Genomic DNA, 23,955 nt, shown 5'->3' on the forward strand with positions numbered 1-23,955 from the left:
GTCAAAAGCTCCTGGTCGGGCGGTCCATGATCCTGCGACCCATCAGGCTGGCCGTCAGGTCCACCATCAAGGTGGCTGTGCGGCCGCGCTCGTCGAGAAACGGATTGAGCTCGACAAGGTCGAGACTGGTGACGAGGCGGGAATCATGCAGCGTCTCCATGACCAGATGCGCCTCGCGGAAAGTGGCGCCGCCGGGCACGGTGGTGCCGACCGCCGGTGCAATCGATGGATCAAGGAAATCGACGTCGAAGCTGACATGGAGCATGCCGTTTTCCGCCGCGACGCGGTCAAGGAACGGGCGCAGCAGCTTCTGCATGCCGTGCTCGTCGATGGCGCGCATGTCATGCACGGTCACGCCTGTCTCGGTCAAAGCCACCCGTTCGGCGGGATCGACGCTGCGCACGCCGAAAGTACAGATACGGGTGGGATCGACGCTCTCCTGCAGGTCAGGGAAGTAGCCGGCGAAGCCGGGCCGACCGCTGACATAGGCCAGCGGCACGCCATGCAGATTGCCGCTGGCGGTGGTGTCGAGCGTGTGAAAATCCGGATGCGCATCGAGCCATAGCACGAATAGCGGACGCCCAGCCTCGGCGGCGCGGCGGGCGAGGCCCGACACGGTCCCGGCCGAGATCGAATGGTCGCCGCCGAGAAAGATCGGCATGGCGTCCTCGCTCGCCGCGTAGGCGGCCGCGGCAATGGCGGATGTCCAGGCCGATATTTCGGGCAGGGCCTTCAGCGCCAGATTGCCATGCATAACGCGCCTCGCCGGAATTGCTTGGACGGCACCCATATCGTCGACAACGTGTCCGAGGCCGGACAGCACCTCAACAAGGCCCGCGGTCCTCAGCGCACTCGGCCCCATTTCGCAGCCCATTCTGCCGGCGCCGTCCTGCACCGGTGCCCCGACGATTTTGCAACGCATTGTTTTTCCCGCGACCAAATCCTGATAGCCGCGAGCAGATCATGGCGAGCCGGCGATACGAATAGGCAGAATTGGCAATCCGGAAAGCATTCTCTATCATAATGGCAGCAGAACTGATCAAAATGGTAACCTCGATGGGTGCGCCCGATGGATACGCTTGACGAACGGCTGGTGACCTTGCTGCGACATGACGCGCGGCGCAGCGTGTCGGATCTCGCCATCGATCTGGGCGTCTCGCGCGCCACGGTCAGGGCGCGCATGGAGCGGCTGGAACGGTCCGGCGACGTCATCGGCTACACGGTGGTGCTGCGCGCCGACGCTGTCGATCAGCGCATCCGCGGCATCATGCTCATCGAGATTGAGGGCCATGCCGCCGACCGCGTGGTGCGGGCACTGGGCGGCTTCCCCGAAGTCTCGACCATCCATACCACCAATGGCCGCTGGGATCTGGTGGTCGAACTCGGGACCGCATCACTGACCGATTTCGATGCGGTGCTACGGCGCATCCGCCTCATAGCCGGCATAACAGGCAGCGAAACCAGCCTGCTCTTGGCCACGCCGCGCACAACCCGAGCACGACTGACTTAGAACCCCATCAAGACCGGCATGCTGCCAGCCGGTTCCTTCAAGATACCGTCAGGGTAGGTGAGGCTCGTGACAGTACTTTTTCGTCTTAAACAGTTGAACATAAAAGAGTATCCTGCCACGGACGATGCGCGCAAAGCTGCACCGTGACTGGCAGGTTCCCAGCTTTTCTACTCCGTTGTGCCAGCTTTTTTTCTGCGCCGATTGGTGTGCGACTGCGCGACGGCCATTCTTAACTCGGGTGTGATTTCCAAAGGCGCATTCTCTGCCTCATGTGGGTTCTGCAGCCCCTGGACGTGGACGGTGGGGAATGGGAGTTCGATGCCCTGCTCCTTGAAGGCCTGGCGGAGGCGTAGGAAGAATCTGCCTTTCATACTGAAGGCACCTCCCGGTCTGGTTGTGACCTTGACCCTCAAGACGATGCCGTACTCGCCGAACTCCTGTACGCCCTGCATCTTGATCGGTTCGATCACCCAGTGTTTGAATTCTGGATCTTCCGCCAGTTCGAGGCCTATCCGCTTGATCAGCTTGCGCGCGAGCTCGATATCGGTGTCATAGCCAACGGTGACGTTGAACTTGTCGGTGACCCAGTCGCGGCTCTGGTTCTGCACCGCCCCCAGTTCGCCGAAAGGTATTGTGAACAGCGGGCCACGATGGTGGCGCAGCTTCACCGAGCGCAGCGAAAAGCTCTCCACCGTACCCCTATAGCTGCCCGATGAAATGTATTCGCCGACACGAAAAGCATCGTCGAGCAGATAAAACACGCCTGAGATCACATCCTTGACGATGGTTTGTGCGCCAAAACCCACCGCGACGCCGACGACGCCAGCGCCGGCGATCAGCGGGCCGATCTGGATTCCAATTGAGGCGAGCATCATCAGCACCGCCATCACGATGATCACCGCGAGCAGAATGTTTTGGATGATCGGCAACAGCGTGTGCAGCCGCGCCTGATGCGGATCGAGGGTCAGGATGTCCTCATCGCCGATCACCGCATGCGGTGTGTGGATGCCCAGCTTTCGTTCGATCAAGGCTTTGATGATGGACCAGCCGAAATCGGCTGCAAGCGCAATGACCACGACATTGATCAAGCCGCTTAATATGAGCATGGTCGTCGTATCGCTCTCCCGCATGGATTGCATGTCCAGACCCCAGACACGCGCGAGAAAGTAAGCCGCCGCCAGGATCAAAATCATCCTGATGCCGCGATCGATGACTGCGATTGTCACCGCCGGGATCGTCGGCCGGCCAGCATCTTCCGAACCCGGCCGCAGGACGAAATTAACCCCGCGCTGCGTCAGCACGATTGCCAAGGGCAGGACGAATGCGGCGAAGGTAAACCAGAACCATGTATACAGGCCGGCGATGCGCTCCAGGAACAGAACGACGAAATAAGCAGTCAATAACCAGGTCACGCCCACATGACCGCTGCGGTGCGCGCCATCTGCCGCCCTTCTTGGTCGTCGCCAAGCGGCAAGCAACCACAGAAACAGCATCACGAAATCGGCGCCCAGAGACAGGACCATCATTCCGTCCCGATCGATGCCGAGACCGGGCAAGAGGTTAAAGGCGGCGGCGAAGAAGGCGAAGACACCGACGATCCGCGGCAGCCAATAGAACCAATGGTCAGCCGTTTCGTTGGTGATCGGCAAGGCACGAACCTCGACGGCGTTCTCGACCTTCATGAAGGAAGGGACGAGCAGGGCCAAAACGTAAGTGCGCACACCCCATGTGAAGACCGCAGCCATCAGGAATGTCAGTACAATCTCGCGGATCAGCATTGGCCAGTCGAACAGCATGAACGCGCCGGCGCTGCCCAGTGCGAACGAGACGATCAGCATGCTGGAATAAAGCAGGCGGCCACCAATCTTCTTGGCTCGCCCGATGGGCGTATCCTTCGATTGCGCGATGATCCAAAGACGAAACGGGCGGGTGAGCTTGTATGTCGCCCAAGTGAGCGCCAGGCCGGCAGCGATGAATATCGTAATCAGCACCAATACGCCGGCAGGCCCTTTGCTGGACATATCCTCCATGGTCTGTGCCCGAACGCGCGCGAACTGGCCTGGCAGCAAGGGCAAAGTTCGCACGATTCTTTCGATATGATGTTTGATCCGATCGAGCGTCGAGGATGCCATCGTATTCATCTGGGCTGGTGCGGCCTCGGCGCTGGACGATGCGTCGGCCGGCGAAGCGCCTGCCTCGGCAGGCGTTCCTGTTGACCCGGCGTCCTGTTTTCGTTGTTCGGCCACCCAGGCCTTCACTGACGGATCATCGAGTAGCTCGAACAGCTGTTTGACCCTCTCAGGCGGGACGGTCGCCGGTGACTGCGCCTGTACCGGGCCAGCCAACAGGAGGGCGATCCCAAAGACGAGCGGCCTGGCAATCAGGACAAACGTCGCCGTCAGATCTTCGAGACGCCATGCCGGGCGCGCCAGGTTCCTGGCTCCCAATCGTGGAATCATGAGTGACATCGTGCTGTAACCTTCCGGCCAAATCGGCGAGCGACGACATCTATGTCCGTCGTTGCTCCTACCTTGAACAAGCCGATGTTGTGGTGCAAGGCGTCATCGGTCCGGGCTAGATCGTTGCGCCGGATACTTGGCGATGTCTACTAGCCGCAGGGGCAGGGCATTTCGGTCTCGGCCCGGGTCTCCGGGCGTTCCATAAACCGGGCATCGGTGATTCCGGGCGCAGAACGCCGGCACCAGGTCCCAGGCCCATACTATGAGAGCATGAGCGCGCTTGCCATTCAGCCCTGTCACCAAGTCTTTTGCCTGTCTCTAATTCGCCCCGACCTTGACAGAACAGAGCTGCCATCCGATGCCGTCATCCGTTTTTGACATTCGCCGACTCTTGCCGAAGAAAACGAAAGCTCGATGGCCAAGGATAATGCGAACGGCGGTACTGCTTCCGAAGCCCTCGCGTGGACCGCGTTGTGGAACGCCGCGTCGGATTGCGGCCGCGGCTCGCGCTCGATCGACCCGCAGCCCCTGCGCGCGCTGCCGGCAGGACGCAAGTGGGTGCGTGAGGCAGCCAAGGTGGTCTTCGATGGGCTTATGGCGGGAAGCCTGTCGGCGCCAGGGCAATTGGCTGCCAAGTGGGACAGGTTCGGCGGGGCCATCACAGAGTTGATCGTCGAACTCGGCAAGATCTGGGGCGATCCCGCAGCGGGTCGCCGCGTCCAGTATCTCCTTGAGCAAATGCTTCTCGACGTCGACGACCTTGCCGCGCCGCGCAGACTGGCCCTGACACTCGGAATTCGCGTCGACGCGCAAAATCCGACCTCGACCGAACTTCCGGAGGGGGTAGATCAAATCTGCGCCCGGCTGATGATGGATAGCCAGATAGAGGCTCGCGTGCAGTTCGGCGCACTCGGGACAGTGACAAGGCGTCATTGGCTTGAATTGACCCAGGATTTCGTGCCCATTGAGCGGCTTGAACCCCGGTCTGATCAGGACAGCCACTTCGCCAAACTCGCGCAATTGGCCGCAGAAGCGCAGGAGCTGGTCCGGTCGAGTGCCGAGCCTATAGAACCCCTTCCAGCGCCACGCCGTGCACCGGCCGCGGATGGGCACGACAAGGATCGGACGTCGTTCTGGGATCGCCATTTCGCGACCCAGGATCCCTGGAAGTACGGTTCGCCCTATGAGCAGGAAAAATATGAACGGCAGCTCGAAATTCTGCCTGCCGGTGCCATCGGACGGGCGCTTGAGCTGGCCTGCGCGGAGGGCCACTTCACGCGGCAGCTGGCGCCGCGAGTGGGCCATTTGACCGCAACTGACATCTCCGCCGTAGCCATCGGGCGGGCGCGCGCGCGATGCAGCGATCAGCCGAATGTCGAGTTCGGCGTACTGGATTTCTCTGCCGATACGCTGCCGGGCGAGATGGATCTGATCGTCTGTTCGGAAGTGCTCTACTACCTGAATGATCTCGCCGAGTTGCGGCGCGTCGCTAAAAAACTCGCCGAGGCGTTGGCGCCTGGCGCCAGTTTCATCAGCGCGCATGCATTCGTGCTGCGTGACAATGTTGAAAAGACGGGCTTCGACTGGAACACATTCGGTGCACAAGCGATCTCTGAGGCTCTGGCGGCGACCGAAGGCCTCGTCCTCGAGCAATCGATCCAGACCGAGCTCTATCGCATAGACCGCTTCCGCCGCCTGTCACCAGACGAGGTGGCGGCGGAACCGAGGATTGATCATGTGCCAATCCGCGCCCGCATCGAAATAGGGGTCGCGCGAAAAATCGTCTGGGGCGGGGCGCGGGCCTTGCGCCGCGACGTCGCCCGCAGCGAGCGGCGGCAGCGTGTCCCTGTCCTCATGTATCACAGCATCGCCGATGATGGTCCGGCCGCGCTCGCCCGTTTTCGGTGCACGCCCGCCGCATTCGGCAGCCAGATGGCATGGTTGCGCGCCAATGGCTTTCACGCGATTGCGTCCGAGCAGCTGGAATGGTCCATCGCCAAGCGTGAGCCTTTCGCTGGCCGCCCGGTGCTCATCACCTTCGATGACGGCTTCCAGAACTTTGCCGACCATGCCTGGCCGATCTTGCGCGCCAACGACCTGACCGCGGAAGTGTTCCTGGTGACGGACCTGGTGGGTGAAAGTGCACGGTGGGACGCCCACAGCGGGCCGCCGACGCCGCTTATGGGGGCCGGAACGGTGCGACGCCTCGCCGGTGAGGGTGCCTTCTTCGGAAGCCATATGGCGACGCATCGCGCGATCGATGGTCTGTCGAGCTCTGACTTGGCCGCCGAGCTCCTGCGCTCTCGTATGTTCATCGAACGATGGACTGGTCGGCCGACCACGGCGTTCACGGCACCCTTCTCTGTAACCGACCGACGGCTTGGCCGGCTGGCCAGGGAGTGCGGCTATCGGATCGGCTTCGGCGGCAGACACGGACCGGCGGGCCTCGATGGTGATCCCATCGACCTTCCACGCATCGAGATTCGCGGGGATCGCTCGCTTGATGACTTTGTTGCCATTGTCGAGGCCGTGCTCGATGAACGGTGAACTTGCCTATTGGGCGACTTGCGACACGGCCGACATCAGCTCCCGTGGGTTTGGCGCCCCAAACATGTATCGCCCACCCTCCGGAACCTCCGTGAAGCTCCAGCGCACGATCCCCTGCCGGTCGAGCAGGAACTGACCGACCAGTTGTCCGTGTCCCGTTGCCATCATCTGTTCGTCGGCCTCGGTCACTTCATAGGGGTCCTTCTTCTCGAGGAACTCGCCGGCCGCAAAAGGATCCATTGGGCCGGGCAGCACGCCTGGTATGTCGACCCGCAAGCCCTTTGCCGCTGCCATCGCGACCTTGTACGGCCAGTTCGTCTCGTTTTCGGTGAATTCGAGATTGGGCAGTCCAAAAGCACGATGTGAAGCACGTTCGGGGTCGGAGGCCGCAAGCAGATTCGGCATCGGGTGGTAGCGGAAATAGAGACGCGCCCGTTCGATCGGCGTGTTGACCACCGTCAGGCTCTCCACACCCTTTTCGCGCAGCTCCGGATCAAGCCGCGCTTGGGCGGCGATATGGCGCCGGCAAAACGCGCAATGCAGACCTCGAAACAGGCCGACCAGCACCGGCTTTTGTCCACGAAAGTCGTCAAGGGCGATCTTGCCTTCCTGGGTAATGGCGTCGAGTACCACGTTCGGCGCGCGGTCACCCGGTTGAAGCGGTACCAAGTCACTAGGCGCGGACATTTCAACCTCCAATCCCGGCTAGTCGAGGAAAGGCAGCACCACGAGCGATTCCGGGTCGAGCCCGTGCTGGGCGCATATATCCTGCGCCAAGGAAAAGTAGCGTTCGGCCTCGGCCAGGTTGTCGAGGTCGAGATTAAGCGTTGCCAGGCCATCATAGCATGGAAACAGCAGTTGGGGTTCGCCCGTTTCGCGGGCCACGTCCAAAGCGTCGTGGAACAGGCCAACCGCCAGTTCCGGACGGCCGTTGCATTGGTGGATCTGCCCGAGCACGATCAACGGCACCGGCAGGTGCTCGCGCTGGTCGAGTGCCCGGTCGATCTCGATGGCCTTCTCGGCGGCAGGCACGCCCTCTGTCGGACAGCGATCCGTGAAGGTACAGCAGGCGACCGCCAGATTGGCCAGCAGGCGCGCCTGGAAGCCCAAATCACCGATACGGCGCGCCACGTCGAGACCGCGCCGACAGACTTCGATCGCCCGTGCCGGATCGATGGTCGTGTAAAGCACGCCGAGATTGGTGTAGCCACGGCAGGCAGCGCCCAGCAGACCGGCGGCTTCGGCCAATTCGATGCTGCGCTCAACCTGACGCACGGCCTCATGGTTTCGCCCAAGGCGAGCCAGCGCGACAGCCTTGGTATTGAGTGCCTCGGCGGTCACCAGAGTGGCATCGCGCCCCACCTCGGAGACATGCTCCGTTGTCAGACTGCCTACGCAATCCAGCGCCGCGTCCGCCCATTTTGCCGCGAGAGCGTGATCTCCGCTGCGGAACGCCTGCCGGCCACGCTCTTGCCAGAGATGCGCCTGCTCGACCGGGGCATCCGCTCCCTCGAGGAGCGCTGCCGCTTCGGCGTAGCGGGATTCTGCGTTGTCCCGCTTGCCGACGTCCCAGAGCAGCCTGCCGATCTTGCGCAAAACGCGCGCCGAAGCGACACGATCGGCTGACCCGCGGTATGCCTGCAGCACGGTCTCGTAATGCTGGTGCGCGATCTCGCGGCGGCCTGCCGGGCCGCTCAAATCGGCAATGCGTTCTGCAATTGCCAGTTTGAGCGGTGTTTGCCCGATTGCGCCCAACGCGGTCAGTGCCCGCTCGTAGAGACGAAGCGCGTCGTCATTGGCGTATATCATTCGAGCGCGGTCACCCGCCGCCTGCAGGTAGCGCGCGCCTCTCTCCCGCTCGGCGCTCAGTGCGAAATGATGACCGAGCACGGTCAAATCCTCGAGCCGTTCCGGCTTGTCGCCGTACAGTTGCTCCAAGGCGGCACCGACCCGCCCGTGGATGTCGGTCCGGCGTTGCAGGAGCAGATTCTGGTAGATCACGTCCTGCAGCAATGTTTGCGTGAAGCGGTAGCTTTGCGACGAGACCGAGCCTGATCCGGCAACTTCCTCGATGATTTCCGCATCGCAAAGCAGTTCGCAGCCGGCTTCCAGCCGGCCGGGGTCGGCCGTCACGGTTTTCAGAAGCGTGGCATCGAAGCGCGGGCCGATTACCGCCGCTTCCTGGGCCAACCGGCGCACCTCTTGGGGCAGCCGGTCGACGCGAGCAAGCAACATTGCCTGGATCGTGGCGGGAATGTCGGTTGCGACTTCGCCCGCCACAGTCCGCCATCGCTGGCCCTCGCGCATCAGTGCACCGCGATCGATAAGGCCGCGAACGATCTCCTCTACAAAGAGCGGGTTGCCGCCCGCGCGCTCGAGGATCTGGTCGAGAAGCCGTCCTGCAGAGTTTACCCAGCTCTCGCCGAGAAGCGCCGCCAGCAGGCTGCGTCCGTCATCCCTGTTGAGCGGCGAAAGCCTGAGCGCCGTGTGGCTGACCCGACTTGAGTCGAGCTGGCCGTTGTCCGGCCCCGGACGATGCGTGACCAGCAACATCAATCGCGTGCGCTCCAACCTGTCCATCACGAAACGGAGTGCCTCGAGCGACACGGCGTCGGCCCAATGCAGGTCTTCGACGACAATCAACAGCGGCGACAAGGCAAGCCGCCGTTCGATGATCGTGCGGACGGCGTAGAGAATTTGCCGCCGCAACTGCTCGGGCTCGACATGCTGCAAGGTGGCGTCGGGGTCGCCAAGGCCAAGCACATGGTAGAGCAAAGGCATCAGCCGCTTCGCTTCTTCGCCATGCAGGCCGAGATCGGCAAGCAAGCCTGCGAGCTTCCCCCGCATTTCGTCCCCATTGTCGTTTTGCATCATCCCGGCAGCACTGCGCACCACCGCGCCCAGGGCGCCGAATGATTGTTCGCCCAGCGGTGAGCAGGTGGCCTGCCGCACGGCGACGTTGCGAAAACGATCCTCGTCGTCGACCCGGGCGACGAACTCCTTCACCAGCCGCGATTTCCCGATGCCGGCTTCTCCGACGAGGCGGACAAGTTGGGCCGAGCCGCCGCACGCCTGGTCAAGGCTCGCCAGCATTCTGTGGAGCTCCGCGCCACGACCTATTATCGGCGCGCTGAGGCCGAGTGCCTCGAGCCCACGCGCTGCACGCGGCGCCGCAAGCGGTGCATCCAGTCGATGGACGAGCACACTGCCAGCCTTGCCGCGCAGCACGACATCACCCAGCGGTTCGTAGGAGAAGGCATGCCGGGTCAGCCTGTGCGTGAGCTCGCCTACCAGCACCTCACCCGGTGCGGCCAGCGATTGCAGGCGTTGCGCCGTATTCACCGTATCGCCGGTCACCGAATAGGATTTGGCGGTGCCGATGCCCAATCCGCCAGTGACGACCGGTCCGGTGTTTATGCCGATGTGGAGCAACAGAGGCGTACCGGAGTGGCGGGCGTTTTCGCCGAGCCGCGCCGTCCGGGCGATCATGTCGAGAGCGGCGCGAAGCGCACGTTCCGGATCGTCCTCATGCGCGACCGGCGCGCCGAACAAAGCGAGCAGTGCATCACCGATGAATTTGTCGACGAAACCACCAAAGTTTCGCACGGCCGCCGTCAATTCCTTGAACAGTTCGTTCTGCAGCGCTTGCATGACCTCGGGATCGAGCTGCTCGCTGAGTGTCGTGAAGCCGCAAAGGTCGGCGAACAGGACCGTTACCGTCCGGCGATCGGCGTCAGAGACGGGATGGAGCCCATCTTCGCTTTCGATGTTCGCAAGCAGCGACGGCGTTCGAGACGGCGGCACAATGGTCCGGCTTGGCGTCGGAGCAGGCCGTTCGACGGCTTTGGCGGGCGCACCGACGCTTGTCCCACATTTCGGGCAGAACTCGAAATCCGGTGCGCAGCGGTAGCCGCAACTGGCGCATGGCGCGGGCTGGCGCCTGCCACATTTCGGACAGAAGGCGAAGCCGTCCTCAACCTCGAAACCGCAGCCCGAGCAGTCCATCGAACAAGACCCCACTTGGGGCCGTGACGGCGTGATCTCGCTACGCAGTTCACGGCCAGCGTATCCACAAGGATGAACCGATATACGTCGGCCAGCAAGCGGCAGCTCAAATGGGCACCGGGGCGATCGGCATGGGCCTGTGGCAGAGCGTTGCCGATCCGGGCGGCTGCGTGGCCGTCGTTTGCGAAAGTTCCCTCTTGCCTCCGTCTTCCTGCTATTGTGGAGATGAGGAGACGGACCCTTGAGCGAGAATCGTAAGCTGGCCGCAATCCTGGCTGCAGATGTGGTTGGATACAGCCGGCTCGCAAGCGCGGACGAAGATCGTACTTTGGCGAGGTTGCGGGCACTGCGCAGCGACCTGATCGATCCAATCATCGCAGTGCACAACGGACGAGTGATCAAGCGCACCGGGGATGGGGCGCTGGTTGAGTTCCGCAGCGTGGTGGATGCCGTGCGCTGCGCCATCGAGGTTCAGAACGGTATGGTCGAGCGCAATGCCGGCGTGCCGCAGGACCGCCGCATCGAGTTCAGGATCGGCATCCATCTGGGGGATGTGGTCGAAGAAAGCGACGGCGACCTGATGGGCGACGGCGTCAACATCGCCTCGCGTTTGGAGGGCGTCGCGGCGCCCGGCGCCATTTGCCTGTCCGAGGATGCCTATCGCCAGGTCAAGGCGAGGCTCGACCTCTCGGTCAGCGATCTCGGCAGCACGCAGTTAAAGAACATCGCCGAGCCGATCCGGGTCTATTCGCTGCAAGTCGGCAGCGCCGGGATCAAGGCGGCCTCGACCTCGGAAACCGCGACGAGCCGGCCGGCGACGGCAGCGCCGCCCAATCTGTCGATCGCCGTCCTGCCCTTCGCCAATATGAGCGGCGATCCCGAGCAGGAGTATTTCGCCGACGGGATCTCCGAGGACACGATCACGGCTCTCTCAAAGCTGTCGCAGCTGTTCGTCATCGCTCGCAATTCGTCCTTCACCTTCAAGGGCAAGAACGTCCATGTGCAGGAGGTGGGCGCGAAGCTCGGCGTGCGCTACGTGCTGGAAGGCAGCGTCCGCAAGTCCGGCAACAGAGTACGAATCACCGCGCAGCTCATCGACGCAACCACGGGCGGGCATCTGTGGGCCGAGCGTTTCGATCGGGACCTGACCGACATCTTTGCCGTTCAAGACGACGTGACACAGCAAATTGTCGGCGCGCTCGCGCTCAACCTGACGGAGGTCGATCAGCAGCGGCTCGTAACCGAGCAAACCGACAACTTGGAAGCATATGACTGCTTTCTTCGTGGCCGAGAGCAGCTGTGGCGGTTCACGAGAGAGCAAAACAACCAGGCTCGGGAACTCTTGCAACACGCCATCGAACTGGATCCGAAATTCGCTCCCGCCTACGCGTTCCTCGCTATCGCACACGGGCTGGATTACATAAACCGATGGAGCCCGTCCCCGTCGATGTCGATGGAACAAGCGGAAGAGTTTGCAACACGTGCAGTGGCGCTCGATGATCGAAATCCTTACGCGCATTGGGCACTGGGCATCATCAATCTGCATTTGCGACGGCACGACATGGCCATCCGCGAGGCCGAGCGTTCGATCTCCCTCGCTCCAAATCTTGCTGAGGGGCACGAAAGCCTCGGCAATACGCTCCACTATTCAGGGAGGTCCGAGGAGGCGCTTGCGTGTTTCGATCGGGCAATGGCCCTGAACCCGTACTATCCGGACATGTTCCTGCACTTCCAGGCACAAGCGATGTTCCAGTTGGGCCGGTACAAGGATGCCGTCGCTTCTCTCAAGCGGCGTCTTGTTCGTAACCCCGGCACTGATGTCTCACGTGTGCTTTTGGCTGCGAGCTACGGCCACTTAGGTCGCTTCGACGAGGCACGGGTGGAGTGGCAGGAAGCGCTTCGCGTCAATCCCGACTATTCGCTGGAATACCGCCGCAAAGTCTTGCCCTACAAGAACCCCGCCGATTTCGAACTCATGGTCGACGGGCTCCGCAAGGCCGGTATCGTGCAATGACAGGTGAGGCTCAGGTCGCCTTGATCCCTGCCTGGCCGATCTTGCGCCACCGAGCGTTTTCGCGAACCAGTTTCAGGTCGTCGGTCGTCTCGGCAAAAGTCCGCAAACGGTATTGCCGGAGCAGGTCCGGGAAGAGCGCCCCTTCCGGCAGGCCGGCGAGCTGCTCGCGGACCGAGATCTTTTCATCGATGACACGCATGCCCCAGGCATTTTCCCGAACCTGCAGCTCCGCGGCCAGATCGCGCTCTTCGGGCACGTTTTCGTCTAGCGCAGCCAGCAGGATCTGATGGAAAAGCGCGACATAGCCGATCTGTCTCAGGCCGCCCACAACACGCACCCGCGGCAATATGGCTAGGACGAGGAACGACAGGAACAGGTTCGGCAAAAGCACGCCGTCCAGCAGCGCCTGCCTGAGATGCGGCCGTTCGAACGGGATGGAAAGACCATGCGGCCTGTCAGGCTCGATCAGGTGCCCGTTATCGAGGACGAGCTTGCGTACGCGCTGCTCGCGAATGCCCCAGAAATAGTCCGTGGTGTTGGGCAGAAATCTGCCGAATGGCCCCAATGCGGCCGCTTGCAAGGCATGTTCGAGACGCTGGCGTCTTGCGGGCTCGGTGAGCAGCCTGGAAGGAAGGCTGCCGTCATATTCCAGATGCCGCGCCATGGCAGAGGCGGCGAGCCGATCGCCGATGAAAACCGGCCGGGCCAGGCCGGAACGATCCCAACTGGCGACCAGATCCTCATTGAGTTCGGTCAGCGCATCGGCGGCGGTTCCAAACACCTTGTCCTGACTGGCAAGCAGTGTGTCCAGCCAGCGGCTGGCATCCGTTTCATCGCCCACCGCTTGGAGCGCGCGCTTGTTGAGGGAGACGGGACCGGCCGCGCAAGCGCTTTTGCGGCACAGTTTGTGGCGCCCCATGCCAAACAGGTTGACCTTGTCGTCGCCGACATCGAGCCATCCCGGTCCCTCCCGGCCGATGGTCTCCATGGTCATCGTCGTTCCCATGAAGCAGAAGAAGGCCGACAGCCCGTTTTCGACCGCGCCGAGCCAGGCAAGCAGGAGGGCATCGAAGGTGATCCGGTCCATCAGGAGCAGGCAGTGCAGGCCGGACTGGATAATCGGTCTGTGTTCGAACTCTTCGAGGGCCTTGCCGATCGCCTCAGGCTGCATGATCGCACCGAGGCGCTGATGCAGGACCTCGCGCAGGATCGAGCGGGCAGCGATCGCCGGCGCCGATGCAGGCCTTGCCACCGGCCGCAACAGATGGCGGGCGTAGTCGGAAACCGGTGCATTCCAGTTCTGCTCGATGTCGCGCACGACTTCCGGGCAGAGCCGCGACAGCACAGCCAGAATTTCCGCCGGAGGCGTAGGGGTTGGGTCAGAGACGGCGGTCATCGATCCCGTCTAGCCGCTTGCGGTGCAAACGCCAAGGGAGACCGGACTTGCCGGGTGCGGCCCAGATCATCAACTCGATCACCGCCGAACCGCTCTAAGCCAAACAGCGGATCTTAGAACCGCAGCCGGGCCATGCTCAGGAGGTCGTGGTACTGCCCGTCGGTAAAACCGGCCTTCACATGCCGGCCTTCGACCTCGAAGCCGTGGCTTGAGTAGAGACGGATGGCCGGTTCGTTGTCGGCATAGACGGTCAATTCGACCCGTTTCAGGGCCCGCCAGTTGTCGGCCACGTCAAGCAGCGCGCCAAGTATGGCAGAGCCGATGCCCTTGCCGACAAAGGCATCGTCAAGACCGATATTGATCTCGCCGATATGCGAACGGCGCGGCGAACCCTGCACGACCAGGCTGCCATGGCCGACGACCTTGCCGTCCAACTCAGCGACGATCCAGGTGGTTTCCTGGCCGGACTTGGCGATGCGCCGCTCCACCTGCTCCACCATCTCGAAGGGCATCCTGAGCGTGCCCCAGCGGAAGCCCGGCATGTTGAAGATAGCGCAAAGCGCCTCCGCATCGCTTGGCCGTATGGCGCGGAGCAGCGGCTGGATTTTCTCGGAAGAGGTCGTGCTGGTCATGGCGTTCCCGGCTACAGCAATTCCAGGAAAAGTGTGAGCGGTTTTCCGCCCGGAATTGCGTCAGAACAAAGTGATAGAGCAGTTCGCCGTTTCCTTGAAACGGTGAAATGCTCTAAGGCAATCGGCTCGGCACGATGCACCGGACGTCACCTGAAAATCCAGCTATCTCTGCAGCCTATGCCGCCGATTGCGAGCCAAAATAGCGGGAGGCTGCGTAGAGTTTGAAGACGCCGCTGATGCCGATCCAGCCAAAAAGGGCAAGCCAGCACAATGTCCTGGTCGCAACCCAGTCGATCCGATGCACCGCAGCGTCGGTGATGACGAGGCCAAGGATAGCGAGCAGGCCGACCAGAAACTGCGCCAGGCCGAGCACCAGCAGTTCCTCGCGCGGCGCGCTTTTCCAGACGAGATATGTGCCGCCGGCGCCGGCGAGGAAGATGGCGCTGTAGACCTGGGCGTGGAAGGGATCGACCGGCCATGGCCAGCTGCTGCTGACCACTTGGGGAAACAGCAACATGCCGACGCCGTAGAGCCCAAGGATCGCGGTTTCCGCCAACATATAGCCGCGCCATGCGGGATTGAGGGTCACGCCTTTTGCCGAAGGACGGGCCCTGGCCTGCCATAGGAACAGCCCAGATACCGCGGCCGAGGCAAGATAGACCAGGAACCAGAGCCAGGCCGCTTTTCGTTCGAAGCTGAAATAGCCGAGATTGATCAACGAAACCGCCGACACGATGACGGTGAAGATGAAGGCCATGACGAGCACCAGCCTGCCGGGCGACCAGCGATTCCAGAACAAGAGCGCCGCCATCACCGCCATTTCGGCGGTGTAGAAGCCACCGAGGAAGCGGGCACTGAATGGCGTGACGGGCCAGGGCCAGCGCGGCTTGACCAGCGCCGGCGCGAAAAACAGGCCGGCGCCCACGATCAGGACGATGATGACCCCAGCGGAGAAAATGCGCAGGGCTGCTGGAAATGGCGGGTTGTCGGACGTCTGCATGGAAGAGCCCCAAAGGTGAATACCCGTGGACCATCATAGTGCCGCTTGCGGCCGGATGGAAATCGAGCTGTCACCAGGCTTGTCTATTCGAATAGCCGTACGATCCGTTTCGACGTAAAATGAATCACTCGGACCAAGGAGCGGTCCGGTCAACACGCCTCGAGAGGCGCATTTTCCGGAGCCTGCACGATGAACGAAGCTCAGGATCTGTTCTCGCTTCTGCGGCAATCGACCGATGTCGACCCACGGGCAATCGACGCGATCAAGCGAACCATCGCCGAGGGCGAGGATCGCGAGCTTTGCCGCATCAATGTGCCGGCCTTCGCCGGCAAGCATGGCCTCGACGAGGAGCGCGCCATAGGTGCCTTTCTCCATGCGGCGCGGGTGGGCATCTTCGACATTTCCTGGAATGTTCTGTGCCCCGGCTGTGGCGGCGTGCTCGATACCAACGCCACGCTGAAAACCCTGCAGAAGGACGAATACACCTGCGCGCTGTGCTCCGAGGGCTATTCGCCGACCCTCGACGAGATGGTCGAGGTGACATTCACCGTCAGCCCCCGCATGCGCAGGATTGCCGCCCACAATCCGCACGAACTGCCGTTGATGGAATATTTCCGCCAGATCTACTGGGCGTCCGGCGTCGATCTGCCGGATGAGGACTTCGCGAAAACGATCGAATCGTTCTCGCTGGAAGATATCGAGCTTGCACCCGGTGAAAAGGCGGTTCTGCCCATACAGCTTCCGTCCGAATTCGTCATCGTCTTCGAGCCGGTAACCCATTCAGCGCAGTTCATCGACGTGAAGGGCGAACCGACAAAGGAGCGCCGAAGCCTGTCTTTGGTCTTCGACCGCGACCATGTCCAGAACCAGACGCTGGAGATGCAACCCGGCCCGTTGCGCATTTCGCTAGAAAACAGAACAGACACCCGCGTGCTGCCGACGGTCTTCATCGCCGGCCAGGCATTGCATGATCTCCTGGGCAAACGCCGGCCCTTCCTCACCGCCAAGCGCCTGCTCACCAACCAGACGTTTCGCGACCTCTATCGCGCGGATACGCTCGACATCAACCAGCGCCTGAAGATCACCAGCCTGACCTTCCTGTTCACCGACCTGCGCGGATCGACCGCGCTTTACGAGCGGGTGGGTGACCTTTCGGCCTTCGATCTCGTACGCGCGCATTTCCAGGTTCTGCACGAGATCGTCGCGGCGGAGGCAGGCGCGGTGGTGAAGACGATCGGTGATGCGGTGATGGCGACCTTCGCGACGCCCGATCGTGCGATTGCTGCGGCCCTCAGGATGCGCGATGCCATGCGTGCGCTCAACGACAAGAGCGGGCGTGAGGATCTGCTGCTCAAGATCGGAATCCATGCCGGCCCCTGCATTGCGGTGTCTATGAACGAGCGACAGGACTATTTCGGCCAGACGGTCAACATTGCTTCGCGGGTCCAGAACCTTGCCACCGCGCAGGCGATCTTCGCCACGCATGCGGTGGTCGACGACGATCTCACCGCCGATCTGTTGCGCAGGAACGCGCTGACGCCGGTGCCCCACGAGGTCTCGCTGCGCGGCATTGAGCGAGAGATAGCGGTATATATGATCCCTTGAAGAGCGGGGCGTTAGGCCCTTACACGCGCCTGTAGATAAAATAACGATCGGCTGATACCGAAGGCGGCGGCGGGAGGCGTTGTAACTGCGGATGATCGAGCGGCGTGCCGCTGACCGCGAGGCCGCCGACGCGAAGCAGGCGCGCGGTCAGATCGGGAAGCCAGGTAGAGGTCACGGCATCGCGATCTTCATAGCCGGTGCCGATGTCGGCATGAACAAGAGCGGCGTCGATGCCAATGAACCTGCTCGCCGTCTCGCGTATTTCGCCGAGCACGAGGTTTTCAGCTTCGGGAATTGAGCTGGAGTGTGCGGCAAGTGCGCGGTCGAACGCCACGATCCGGCGTCCGGGCAGGCGCTCGCGCAGATGGTCGAACGTCCGGCCGTTGCCGAGGCCGAGTTCGATCACAGGCCCCTCGATCTTCGCCACCTCGGCGCAGACTAGATCGAGAATGTCGCGCTGTGCGGTCATCCTGCGGATGAAACTCTCGAGGCGACTCATATGCGTTTGTTTGTCCTGAACCAGCCCAACAGATCGGCAATGAGATCGGCAATGCCCGTGACCAGAACGGGTCGCGGGTGGAACCCGAGGGCGACGGGTTAAACCCCGATCGAGTCCCGCCGCATATAGAGGCGAACGATGAACACCGCAACATCCGAACAAGGCTGCCGACAAGGGTCATACCGGGCCGAGTCGGCGCCCCGGCGCGTGTCGGAACAGCGATCTCACTTGTAGGGGTCTGCGGCGTCCCGCAACCCGTCGCCGAAGAAGTTGAACGCCATGATGACGAGAATGACGGGGAGCATCGGCAAAAGCAGCCATGGATAGAAAGCAATCACGCTGACGCTGCGTGCCTCGGTGAGCAGGATGCCCCAGCTGGTTGTCGGCGCCCTCAGGCCGAGCCCGAGGAAGCTCAGCGCCGTCTCGCCCAGGATCATGCCGGGGATGGAGATCGTCGCCGTCGCGATCAGATGCGACATGAAGCCGGGAATGAGATGCCGTCCGATGATGCGGCTGCTGCTGGCGCCCATCAATTGCGCGGCCAGAACGTAGTCCTCCTCGCGCAAGGCTAGAAGCTTTGAACGCACGGCCCGCGCCAGTCCGGTCCAGTGGATCAGCCCGAGGATGACGGTGATGCCGAAATAGATCAGGATCGGACTCCAGGTTATCGGCATGATCGCCGCCAGAGCCAGCCACAGCGGAATGCTGGGGATCGATTGCAGAACTTCGATTATCCGTTGAACGATCAGGTCGAAGATACCGCCGTGGTAGCCGGCCAGTCCGCCGATGACAATGCCGAGCAGGAAGCTGAAACTGATGCCGACGAGGCCGATTGTCAGTGAAATGCGTGCGCCATAGATGATGCGCGAGAGCACATCGCGTCCCAGCCTGTCGGTGCCTGCCAGAAAGAGCTGGCCGTTTTCGGCAGGGCAGACAAAATGCCTGTCACCTGCGATCAGGCCCCAGAACCGATAACTGTCGCCCTTGCAGAAGAAACGGATCCGCTGAACATCATCCTGTTTGTCTGTGTAGTTCCGCTTGAGGGTGTCCATATCCAGCGTCATCTGGCGGCCATAGACGAAAGGCCCGACGAACTGGCCGTTGTGAAACAGGTGCACGCGCTGCGGCGGCGAATAGATGTAGTCCATGTTGCGCGTATGCAGATTGTAGGGCGCCAGGAACTCGCAGATCAGTATGCCGAAATAAAGCACTGCCAGGAATATGCCGGATACGACGGCAAGCCGGTGCCTTCGGAATTTCCACCACATCAGCCGCAACTGCGACGCCTGATAGACCTTCGATTGCTCTGGCGTCATCGCCTCGACCGACTGCAGGTCAAAGGGCGCGATGGAAACGTAGTGTTGCAGTGGAGCACCCGGAGCGGGCAGTGGCGATTGCGTGTTCATTTGGTGCTGCCGCCCTGCAAACGAATTCGTGGATCAAGCAGCGCCAGCGCCAGGTCGGAAATCAGCACGCCGATGACCGTCAGGAAGGCGAGGAACATCAGGAACGACCCTGCCAGATACATATCCTGGCTTTGCAGCGCCCTGATCAGCATCGGCCCGGTCGTTTCCAAGGACAGCACGATCGCGGTGATTTCGGCGCCCGAGATGATGGCCGGCAGGATAGATCCGATGTCGGAAATGAAGAAATTGAGCGCCATGCGCAGCGGATATTTGACCAGCGCTTTGAAGGGATGAAGGCCTTTGGCACGCGCGGTCACGACATATTGCTTGTGTAGCTCGTCGAGCAGATTGGCACGCAGTCGTCGGATCATGCTTGCGGTGCCCCCGGTGCCGATGATCAAGACCGGGATCCAGAGATGGGCGAGGATCGACTGCGCCTTGGCCCAACTCATCGGCTCGCCGAGATATTGCTGGTCCATGAGATGGCCGATGGACGTGCCGAACCAGATGTTGGCGAAATACATCAGGATCAGCGCCAGCATGAAGTTCGGAATGGCAAGGCCGAGAAGGCCCAAGAACGTCAGGCCGTAGTCGCCCCAGCTGTATTGATGCGTGGCGGAGTACATGCCGATCGGAAAGGCGATGAGCCAAGTGACGATGATCGTAACGAAGGAAACCAGCACGGTCAGCCACATTCGGTCGCCGACGACGTCGCGAACCGGCAGCTCATATTCGAAGGAATAGCCGAAATCGCCGTGCAGCATCCCGCCGACCCAGTAGAAGTAGCGAATGACCGGCGGCTGGTCGAAACCATATTCCTTGCGCATCATCTGGATGCGATCGGAATCCACCGCTTCGCCCTGAGCCCGAAGCTCGGCAACATAGCTGTCGAAATAGTCGCCTGGCGGAAGTTCGATGATCGTGAACACCAGCGCCGATATGACCAGCAGCGTAGGAACCATCACGGCGATGCGCCAGACAATATATCGAAGCACGTTCAGGTCTCTCCAAGCCAGAATGTATCCGGCATATAGACACCGAGATAGGCAGTCGGGTCGTAGCCGTAGAGCGCCTTGTCAGGCAGGTTGCGCAGCCGCGAGGACGCCAGAACCGGCTGATACGTTGCGTTCACCGTGCCGATCGAAAACACCTGATCGGTGTAGATCGATAGCATTGAATTCCAAATTTCGGCGCGCTCCGCGGCTTCGGTCGATGCGTTCCAGCGCTTGAGCAAAGCCATCAGCTCGACCACGGGCGGAAGATCGGGCGCCTCACCGACCGTGCCATGAGACAGATAGTGAGCACCCCAGAGCGGCCATTGCAGCTGGTCGTCGACGGTGGGGGCCAATTGGTACGGGTTCATGTCGGCGGTCGGCACGCCGTTGTCGATGCCCGACCACATCGACATCATGATCTCGCCGCCAAGCGCGCGGCTGCGGAAGATGTCGCGCTGCGAAGTTCGGATGAACAGGGCAATGCCGATCTTGCGCCAGTGATCGGTGATGAGTTCGAGCGCGTCGGTTTCCAGGGTGCTTTCGCCGGCCGTTTCCACGATGACCTGCGCCGGGCGTCCGTCGGGAAGTATCCGCAAGCCGTCATCGTCACGCCTCTGAAGCCCGACCTCGTCGAGCAGCGTATTGGCCTTGTCGGGATCATGGGCGACCCAGGCTTTCGCGAATTCCGGCCGGTAGAGCGGGCTCTCCGGCAGAACCGTATCGGCACTTTCCTGCGCCAATCCGTAAAACACGGCCATATTGATCTCGCGCCTGTCCACAGCGAGCGAAAGTGCCCGGCGCACGCGCACGTCACGGAAGAGGCCACGCCACACCTGGTCGGCGCAATTCAGATTGGGCAGCAGCGCAAGGCGCGAGCCCTGTGTGCGTTTCCACAGATGCATCTTCACCGGGTAGCGCTTCTCCGCGTCCTTCAGGAAGGAGTAATCGGCGAAGTCAATTCCCATGCATTGCAGGTCGCTCTCGCCCGCACCGGTCTTGGCGGAAATGATCGCCGACGAGCTGACATTCATGACAATCCGGTCAACATAGGGCAGTTGCCGGCCATTTTCGTCTATTCTATGAAAGAATGGGTTGCGCTCGAAGACGAACTGCTCAGCCGGCGGCTTGGTCCGGTTCTGCCAGGGATCCAGCGTCGGCAACTCCGGGTTCTCCGGGCGATACTGCCGCGACATGCGGATATGCAAGAGCGTCCATTTCTTGGCCCGGTACTCCTTCATCAGGCCGGCGAGTCGGAATGGATCCTGGTATTTCTTGTGGAACTGCTTGAGATAGGCGGCCGGCAGAACAAGCGGAAGCGGCGAAGCAGCGGCGAGCTTTGGCAGGAAGTCGGGATTGGGCGCATCCCAACTATAGCGGACCCTCAATGGATCGACGATCTCGAAGCGTGGTGGCTTGCCGTCCGCCAGCAGGGAAGGGGCGAGCCCGCCTTCCGAAAGCTCATCGTTCAGCCAGACATCTTCCCAGCAATAGCGAAAATCCTCCGACGTCAGCAGGCTGCCGTCGGACCATTTATGTCCTTCCCGTATCTTGAAGGTGAACACGCGATCATCTGCTACGTGGAAACTTTCGAGGATGTCGGCTTGCAAGTTGAGCTTTTCGTCATAGCCGACCAGGCGAGCATACCCGTAGATGGTCATCATCCGGATATCTTTCTGGCTGCCGATGATCGTGCGCAGCGTACCGCCATACTGGCCGGGCTGCCGACCCATCGCAGCGAGATTCAACGCACGCGGGCTCTTGGGCAGGCGTTCGGCGAGCGCCGGCAGGGCCCTGGCCTTCAACTGCGGCTGAAGAAATTCCGGCTCCAGATCGGCGGCGCGCAACGTGCCCGGCAGAAATGCCGAAGCCATGAGACCAAGGACGGTGCGGCGGCTGATCAATGGCGTAGTTCTCTGACATCGGCCGAACGTCGGGCCAGCACGAGGTGGCCGCCGCCAAGGTCGAGCGGCGACAGCATATCCTCGTCGCCCTCGTCGCGGAATTGTGGTCCCCATGCGCTGGTATCGGAAGCGCCCCCGAGCTTCAGCGTCTTGAAATCCATCGGCCTGTCGAGATCCGGGAAAGGCACCGCGGCGACCAGTGAGCGCGTGTAGGGGTGGACCGGTTTCCTAAGCAGAATTTCGCGCGGCGCAAGCTCGACGATACGCCCGCCGCACATCACCGCGATTCGGTCTGCCATGTAGTCCACCACGGCCAGATTGTGGGATATGAACAGGTAGGTCAGGCCGAGCTCCTTCTGCAGGTCCTTCAGGAGGTTCAGGATCTGCGCCTGGACAGAGACATCGAGCGCCGAAACCGGCTCGTCGCAGATCAGAAGTTCAGGCCCCAGCGCCAACGCGCGCGCGATGCCGATACGCTGACGCTGCCCGCCGGAGAAACTGTGCGGATAACGCTTGATGAAGCGCGGATCGAGCCCGATTGCCTGCATCAGGCTCTTGACCGTGGCCAGTCGGGACGCGGCATTGCCGCGTTGATGGATTTCCAGCGGCTCGCTTAAAATGTTCTCCACCGTCATGCGCGGTGAAAGCGACGAAACCGGATCCTGGAAGACCATCTGGATTTTCGCGCGCAGCAAGCGCAGGGCGTCTCCCTCGGCCCCCAAGACGTCGATTGATCTGTCGCGGCCGTTGAAGACCACGGAGCCGCCGCTCGGGGTGACTGCCCGCATCAGCATCTTGCTGACGGTGGTTTTGCCGGAGCCGCTTTCGCCGACAAGACCCAGGCACTCACCCCGCCTGATATCGAAGCTCACGCCGTCCACGGCGCGAACAGTGGTTTGATGATCCCCGCCGAACCATCCGGACTTGCGGGTGGTGAAGACCTTTTTCAGATCCCTGACCGACAGAAGGATGTCGTCCGGCCCCGTCGATGCCGGCGCCGTCTGCTTGCCGAGCAGGTTCCCGACATTCACCGGCACCTCGCGGAGCGCTTTCAGCCTTTCGCCAGGCTTCAGGTCGAAATGCGGAACGGCTGCCATCAGGCCCTTCAGGTAAGGGTGGCCCGGTCGGCGGAATATCGCCTCCACAGGTCCCGCTTCCATGATCTCGCCATGGTACATGACCACCACCTCGTCGGCGACATTGGCGACGACGCCGAGGTCGTGCGTGATCAGCAGCATCGCCATGTTCAGCTTGGTCTGAAGCTCGCGCAGCAACTGCAGGATTTGCGCCTGGATGGTGACGTCCAACGCCGTCGTCGGCTCATCGGCGATCAGCAAAGCGGGCCGGCAGATGAGAGCCATGGCGATCATGGCGCGCTGACGCAATCCTCCCGAAAGTTCAAACGGATACATGTCATAGGCGCGCTTGGGATTGGGAAAGCCGACAAGGCTGAGCATTTCCTCTGTCCGCGCCTTGCGCTCCACCCGAGCCATGGGCGTATGAATCTGCAGCGATTCGCTGACCTGGTTGCCGATCGTGTGCAGCGGCGACAGGGATGTCATCGGCTCCTGAAAGATCTTGCCGATGCGGCTGCCTCTCAACGCCCGGATTTCGGGTCCATCGCGCGGCATCTGCAGGATATCCTGCGTCGTGCCGGGCTTTTCAGGATCGGAAAACAGGATACGGCCGCGAACATGGGCTGTGTTCGGCAAAATGCCCATCACAGCCTGGCTGAGAACCGATTTTCCGGAACCTGACTCGCCCACAAGCGCGGTAACCTTGCCGGGCAGGACGCGAAGACTTGCGCGCCTGACGGCATGCAACGGTCCCCCGATAATGGCAAAAGAGATGCCAACATCTTCGATCCGCAGCAGATCAAAACCCGAATTCATTCTCGCACCAGCCCCACTCTGGCAGTCCAGAAAGCGAGACTAGCGCATTGCCAGCTTAGAGCAACTTGGATTCGAAACGGTCGCCCGTGGCGGG

Annotated in this window: 16 protein-coding genes; 4 read left to right on the forward strand and 12 right to left on the reverse strand. The window is 61.8% G+C overall.

Features of this window, described 5'->3' with window-relative positions:
• Position 1: 1 nt before the first annotated feature.
• Positions 2-922, reverse strand: a complete 921-nt coding sequence (rocF, locus tag AC04SF_RS00420; RefSeq protein ID WP_096455073.1) for an arginase — start codon at positions 920-922, stop codon at positions 2-4.
• Between the two features lie 147 nt (positions 923-1,069).
• Between rocF and AC04SF_RS00425 the strand changes: the two genes are divergently transcribed.
• Positions 1,070-1,510 (forward strand): Lrp/AsnC family transcriptional regulator, encoded by a 441-nt coding sequence (locus tag AC04SF_RS00425; RefSeq protein WP_488476032.1) that lies wholly within the window; start codon positions 1,070-1,072, stop codon positions 1,508-1,510.
• 167 nt (positions 1,511-1,677) lie between these two features.
• Here the strand turns inward: AC04SF_RS00425 and AC04SF_RS00430 are convergent, their stop codons facing one another.
• On the reverse strand, positions 1,678-3,978 hold the full coding sequence (locus tag AC04SF_RS00430; protein WP_488476033.1) for a mechanosensitive ion channel family protein: 2,301 nt from the start codon (positions 3,976-3,978) through the stop codon (positions 1,678-1,680).
• Between the two features lie 405 nt (positions 3,979-4,383).
• Here AC04SF_RS00430 and AC04SF_RS00435 point away from each other — a divergent pair, with 405 nt between their 5' ends.
• Entirely contained in the window at positions 4,384-6,516 is a 2,133-nt protein-coding gene (locus AC04SF_RS00435) for an SAM-dependent methyltransferase (RefSeq protein ID WP_488476034.1), read from the forward strand.
• A 6-nt stretch (positions 6,517-6,522) separates the two neighbouring features.
• Here AC04SF_RS00435 and AC04SF_RS00440 read toward each other — a convergent pair whose 3' ends face one another.
• A complete protein-coding gene (locus AC04SF_RS00440) occupies positions 6,523-7,203 on the reverse strand; it encodes a redoxin domain-containing protein (RefSeq protein WP_183465167.1) in 681 nt (226 codons plus the stop codon).
• Between the two features lie 18 nt (positions 7,204-7,221).
• Complete coding sequence (locus AC04SF_RS00445) at positions 7,222-10,521, reverse strand: adenylate/guanylate cyclase domain-containing protein (protein ID WP_488476653.1); 3,300 nt, start codon at positions 10,519-10,521, stop codon at positions 7,222-7,224.
• A 241-nt stretch (positions 10,522-10,762) separates the two neighbouring features.
• On the opposite strand from AC04SF_RS00445, the gene AC04SF_RS00450 reads away from it, so the two are divergent.
• Entirely contained in the window at positions 10,763-12,535 is a 1,773-nt protein-coding gene (locus AC04SF_RS00450) for an adenylate/guanylate cyclase domain-containing protein (RefSeq protein WP_488476035.1), read from the forward strand.
• A 10-nt stretch (positions 12,536-12,545) separates the two neighbouring features.
• Here the strand turns inward: AC04SF_RS00450 and AC04SF_RS00455 are convergent, their stop codons facing one another.
• From AC04SF_RS00455 to AC04SF_RS00465, 3 genes are all read right to left on the reverse strand, one after another.
• Positions 12,546-13,931, reverse strand: coding sequence for a hypothetical protein (locus AC04SF_RS00455; RefSeq protein WP_488476036.1), 1,386 nt, complete (start codon positions 13,929-13,931; stop codon positions 12,546-12,548).
• 113 nt (positions 13,932-14,044) lie between these two features.
• Positions 14,045-14,563, reverse strand: coding sequence for a GNAT family N-acetyltransferase (locus AC04SF_RS00460; protein WP_488476037.1), 519 nt, complete (start codon positions 14,561-14,563; stop codon positions 14,045-14,047).
• Between the two features lie 175 nt (positions 14,564-14,738).
• Positions 14,739-15,563 carry a hypothetical protein gene (locus tag AC04SF_RS00465; protein WP_488476038.1) on the reverse strand — a complete coding sequence of 275 codons (825 nt, stop codon included), beginning with the start codon at positions 15,561-15,563 and terminating at the stop codon, positions 14,739-14,741.
• A gap of 189 nt (positions 15,564-15,752) precedes the next feature.
• On the opposite strand from AC04SF_RS00465, the gene AC04SF_RS00470 reads away from it, so the two are divergent.
• Positions 15,753-17,168, forward strand: a complete 1,416-nt coding sequence (locus tag AC04SF_RS00470; protein ID WP_488476039.1) for a DUF5939 domain-containing protein — start codon at positions 15,753-15,755, stop codon at positions 17,166-17,168.
• Positions 17,169-17,187: 19 nt separating this feature from the next.
• Here the strand turns inward: AC04SF_RS00470 and AC04SF_RS00475 are convergent, their stop codons facing one another.
• The 5 genes from AC04SF_RS00475 to AC04SF_RS00495 form a co-directional block, all read right to left on the reverse strand.
• Entirely contained in the window at positions 17,188-17,667 is a 480-nt protein-coding gene (locus tag AC04SF_RS00475) for a class I SAM-dependent methyltransferase (RefSeq protein ID WP_488476040.1), read from the reverse strand.
• A 224-nt stretch (positions 17,668-17,891) separates the two neighbouring features.
• Positions 17,892-19,073 (reverse strand): ABC transporter permease, encoded by a 1,182-nt coding sequence (locus AC04SF_RS00480; protein WP_488476041.1) that lies wholly within the window; start codon positions 19,071-19,073, stop codon positions 17,892-17,894.
• Positions 19,070-20,068 carry an ABC transporter permease gene (locus AC04SF_RS00485; protein WP_027031334.1) on the reverse strand — a complete coding sequence of 333 codons (999 nt, stop codon included), beginning with the start codon at positions 20,066-20,068 and terminating at the stop codon, positions 19,070-19,072. Before AC04SF_RS00485 ends, AC04SF_RS00480 begins: the two co-directional genes overlap by 4 nt.
• Before the next feature lie 2 nt (positions 20,069-20,070).
• Positions 20,071-21,969: an ABC transporter substrate-binding protein gene (locus AC04SF_RS00490; RefSeq protein ID WP_488476042.1), complete on the reverse strand. Its 1,899-nt coding sequence runs from the start codon at positions 21,967-21,969 to the stop codon at positions 20,071-20,073.
• Positions 21,966-23,861, reverse strand: a complete 1,896-nt coding sequence (locus AC04SF_RS00495) for an ABC transporter ATP-binding protein (protein ID WP_488476043.1) — start codon at positions 23,859-23,861, stop codon at positions 21,966-21,968. The genes AC04SF_RS00490 and AC04SF_RS00495 overlap by 4 nt, the downstream gene beginning before the upstream one ends.
• Positions 23,862-23,955 lie beyond the last annotated feature (94 nt).

The sequence above is a fragment of the Mesorhizobium sp. CNPSo 4671 genome (assembly GCF_057784245.1).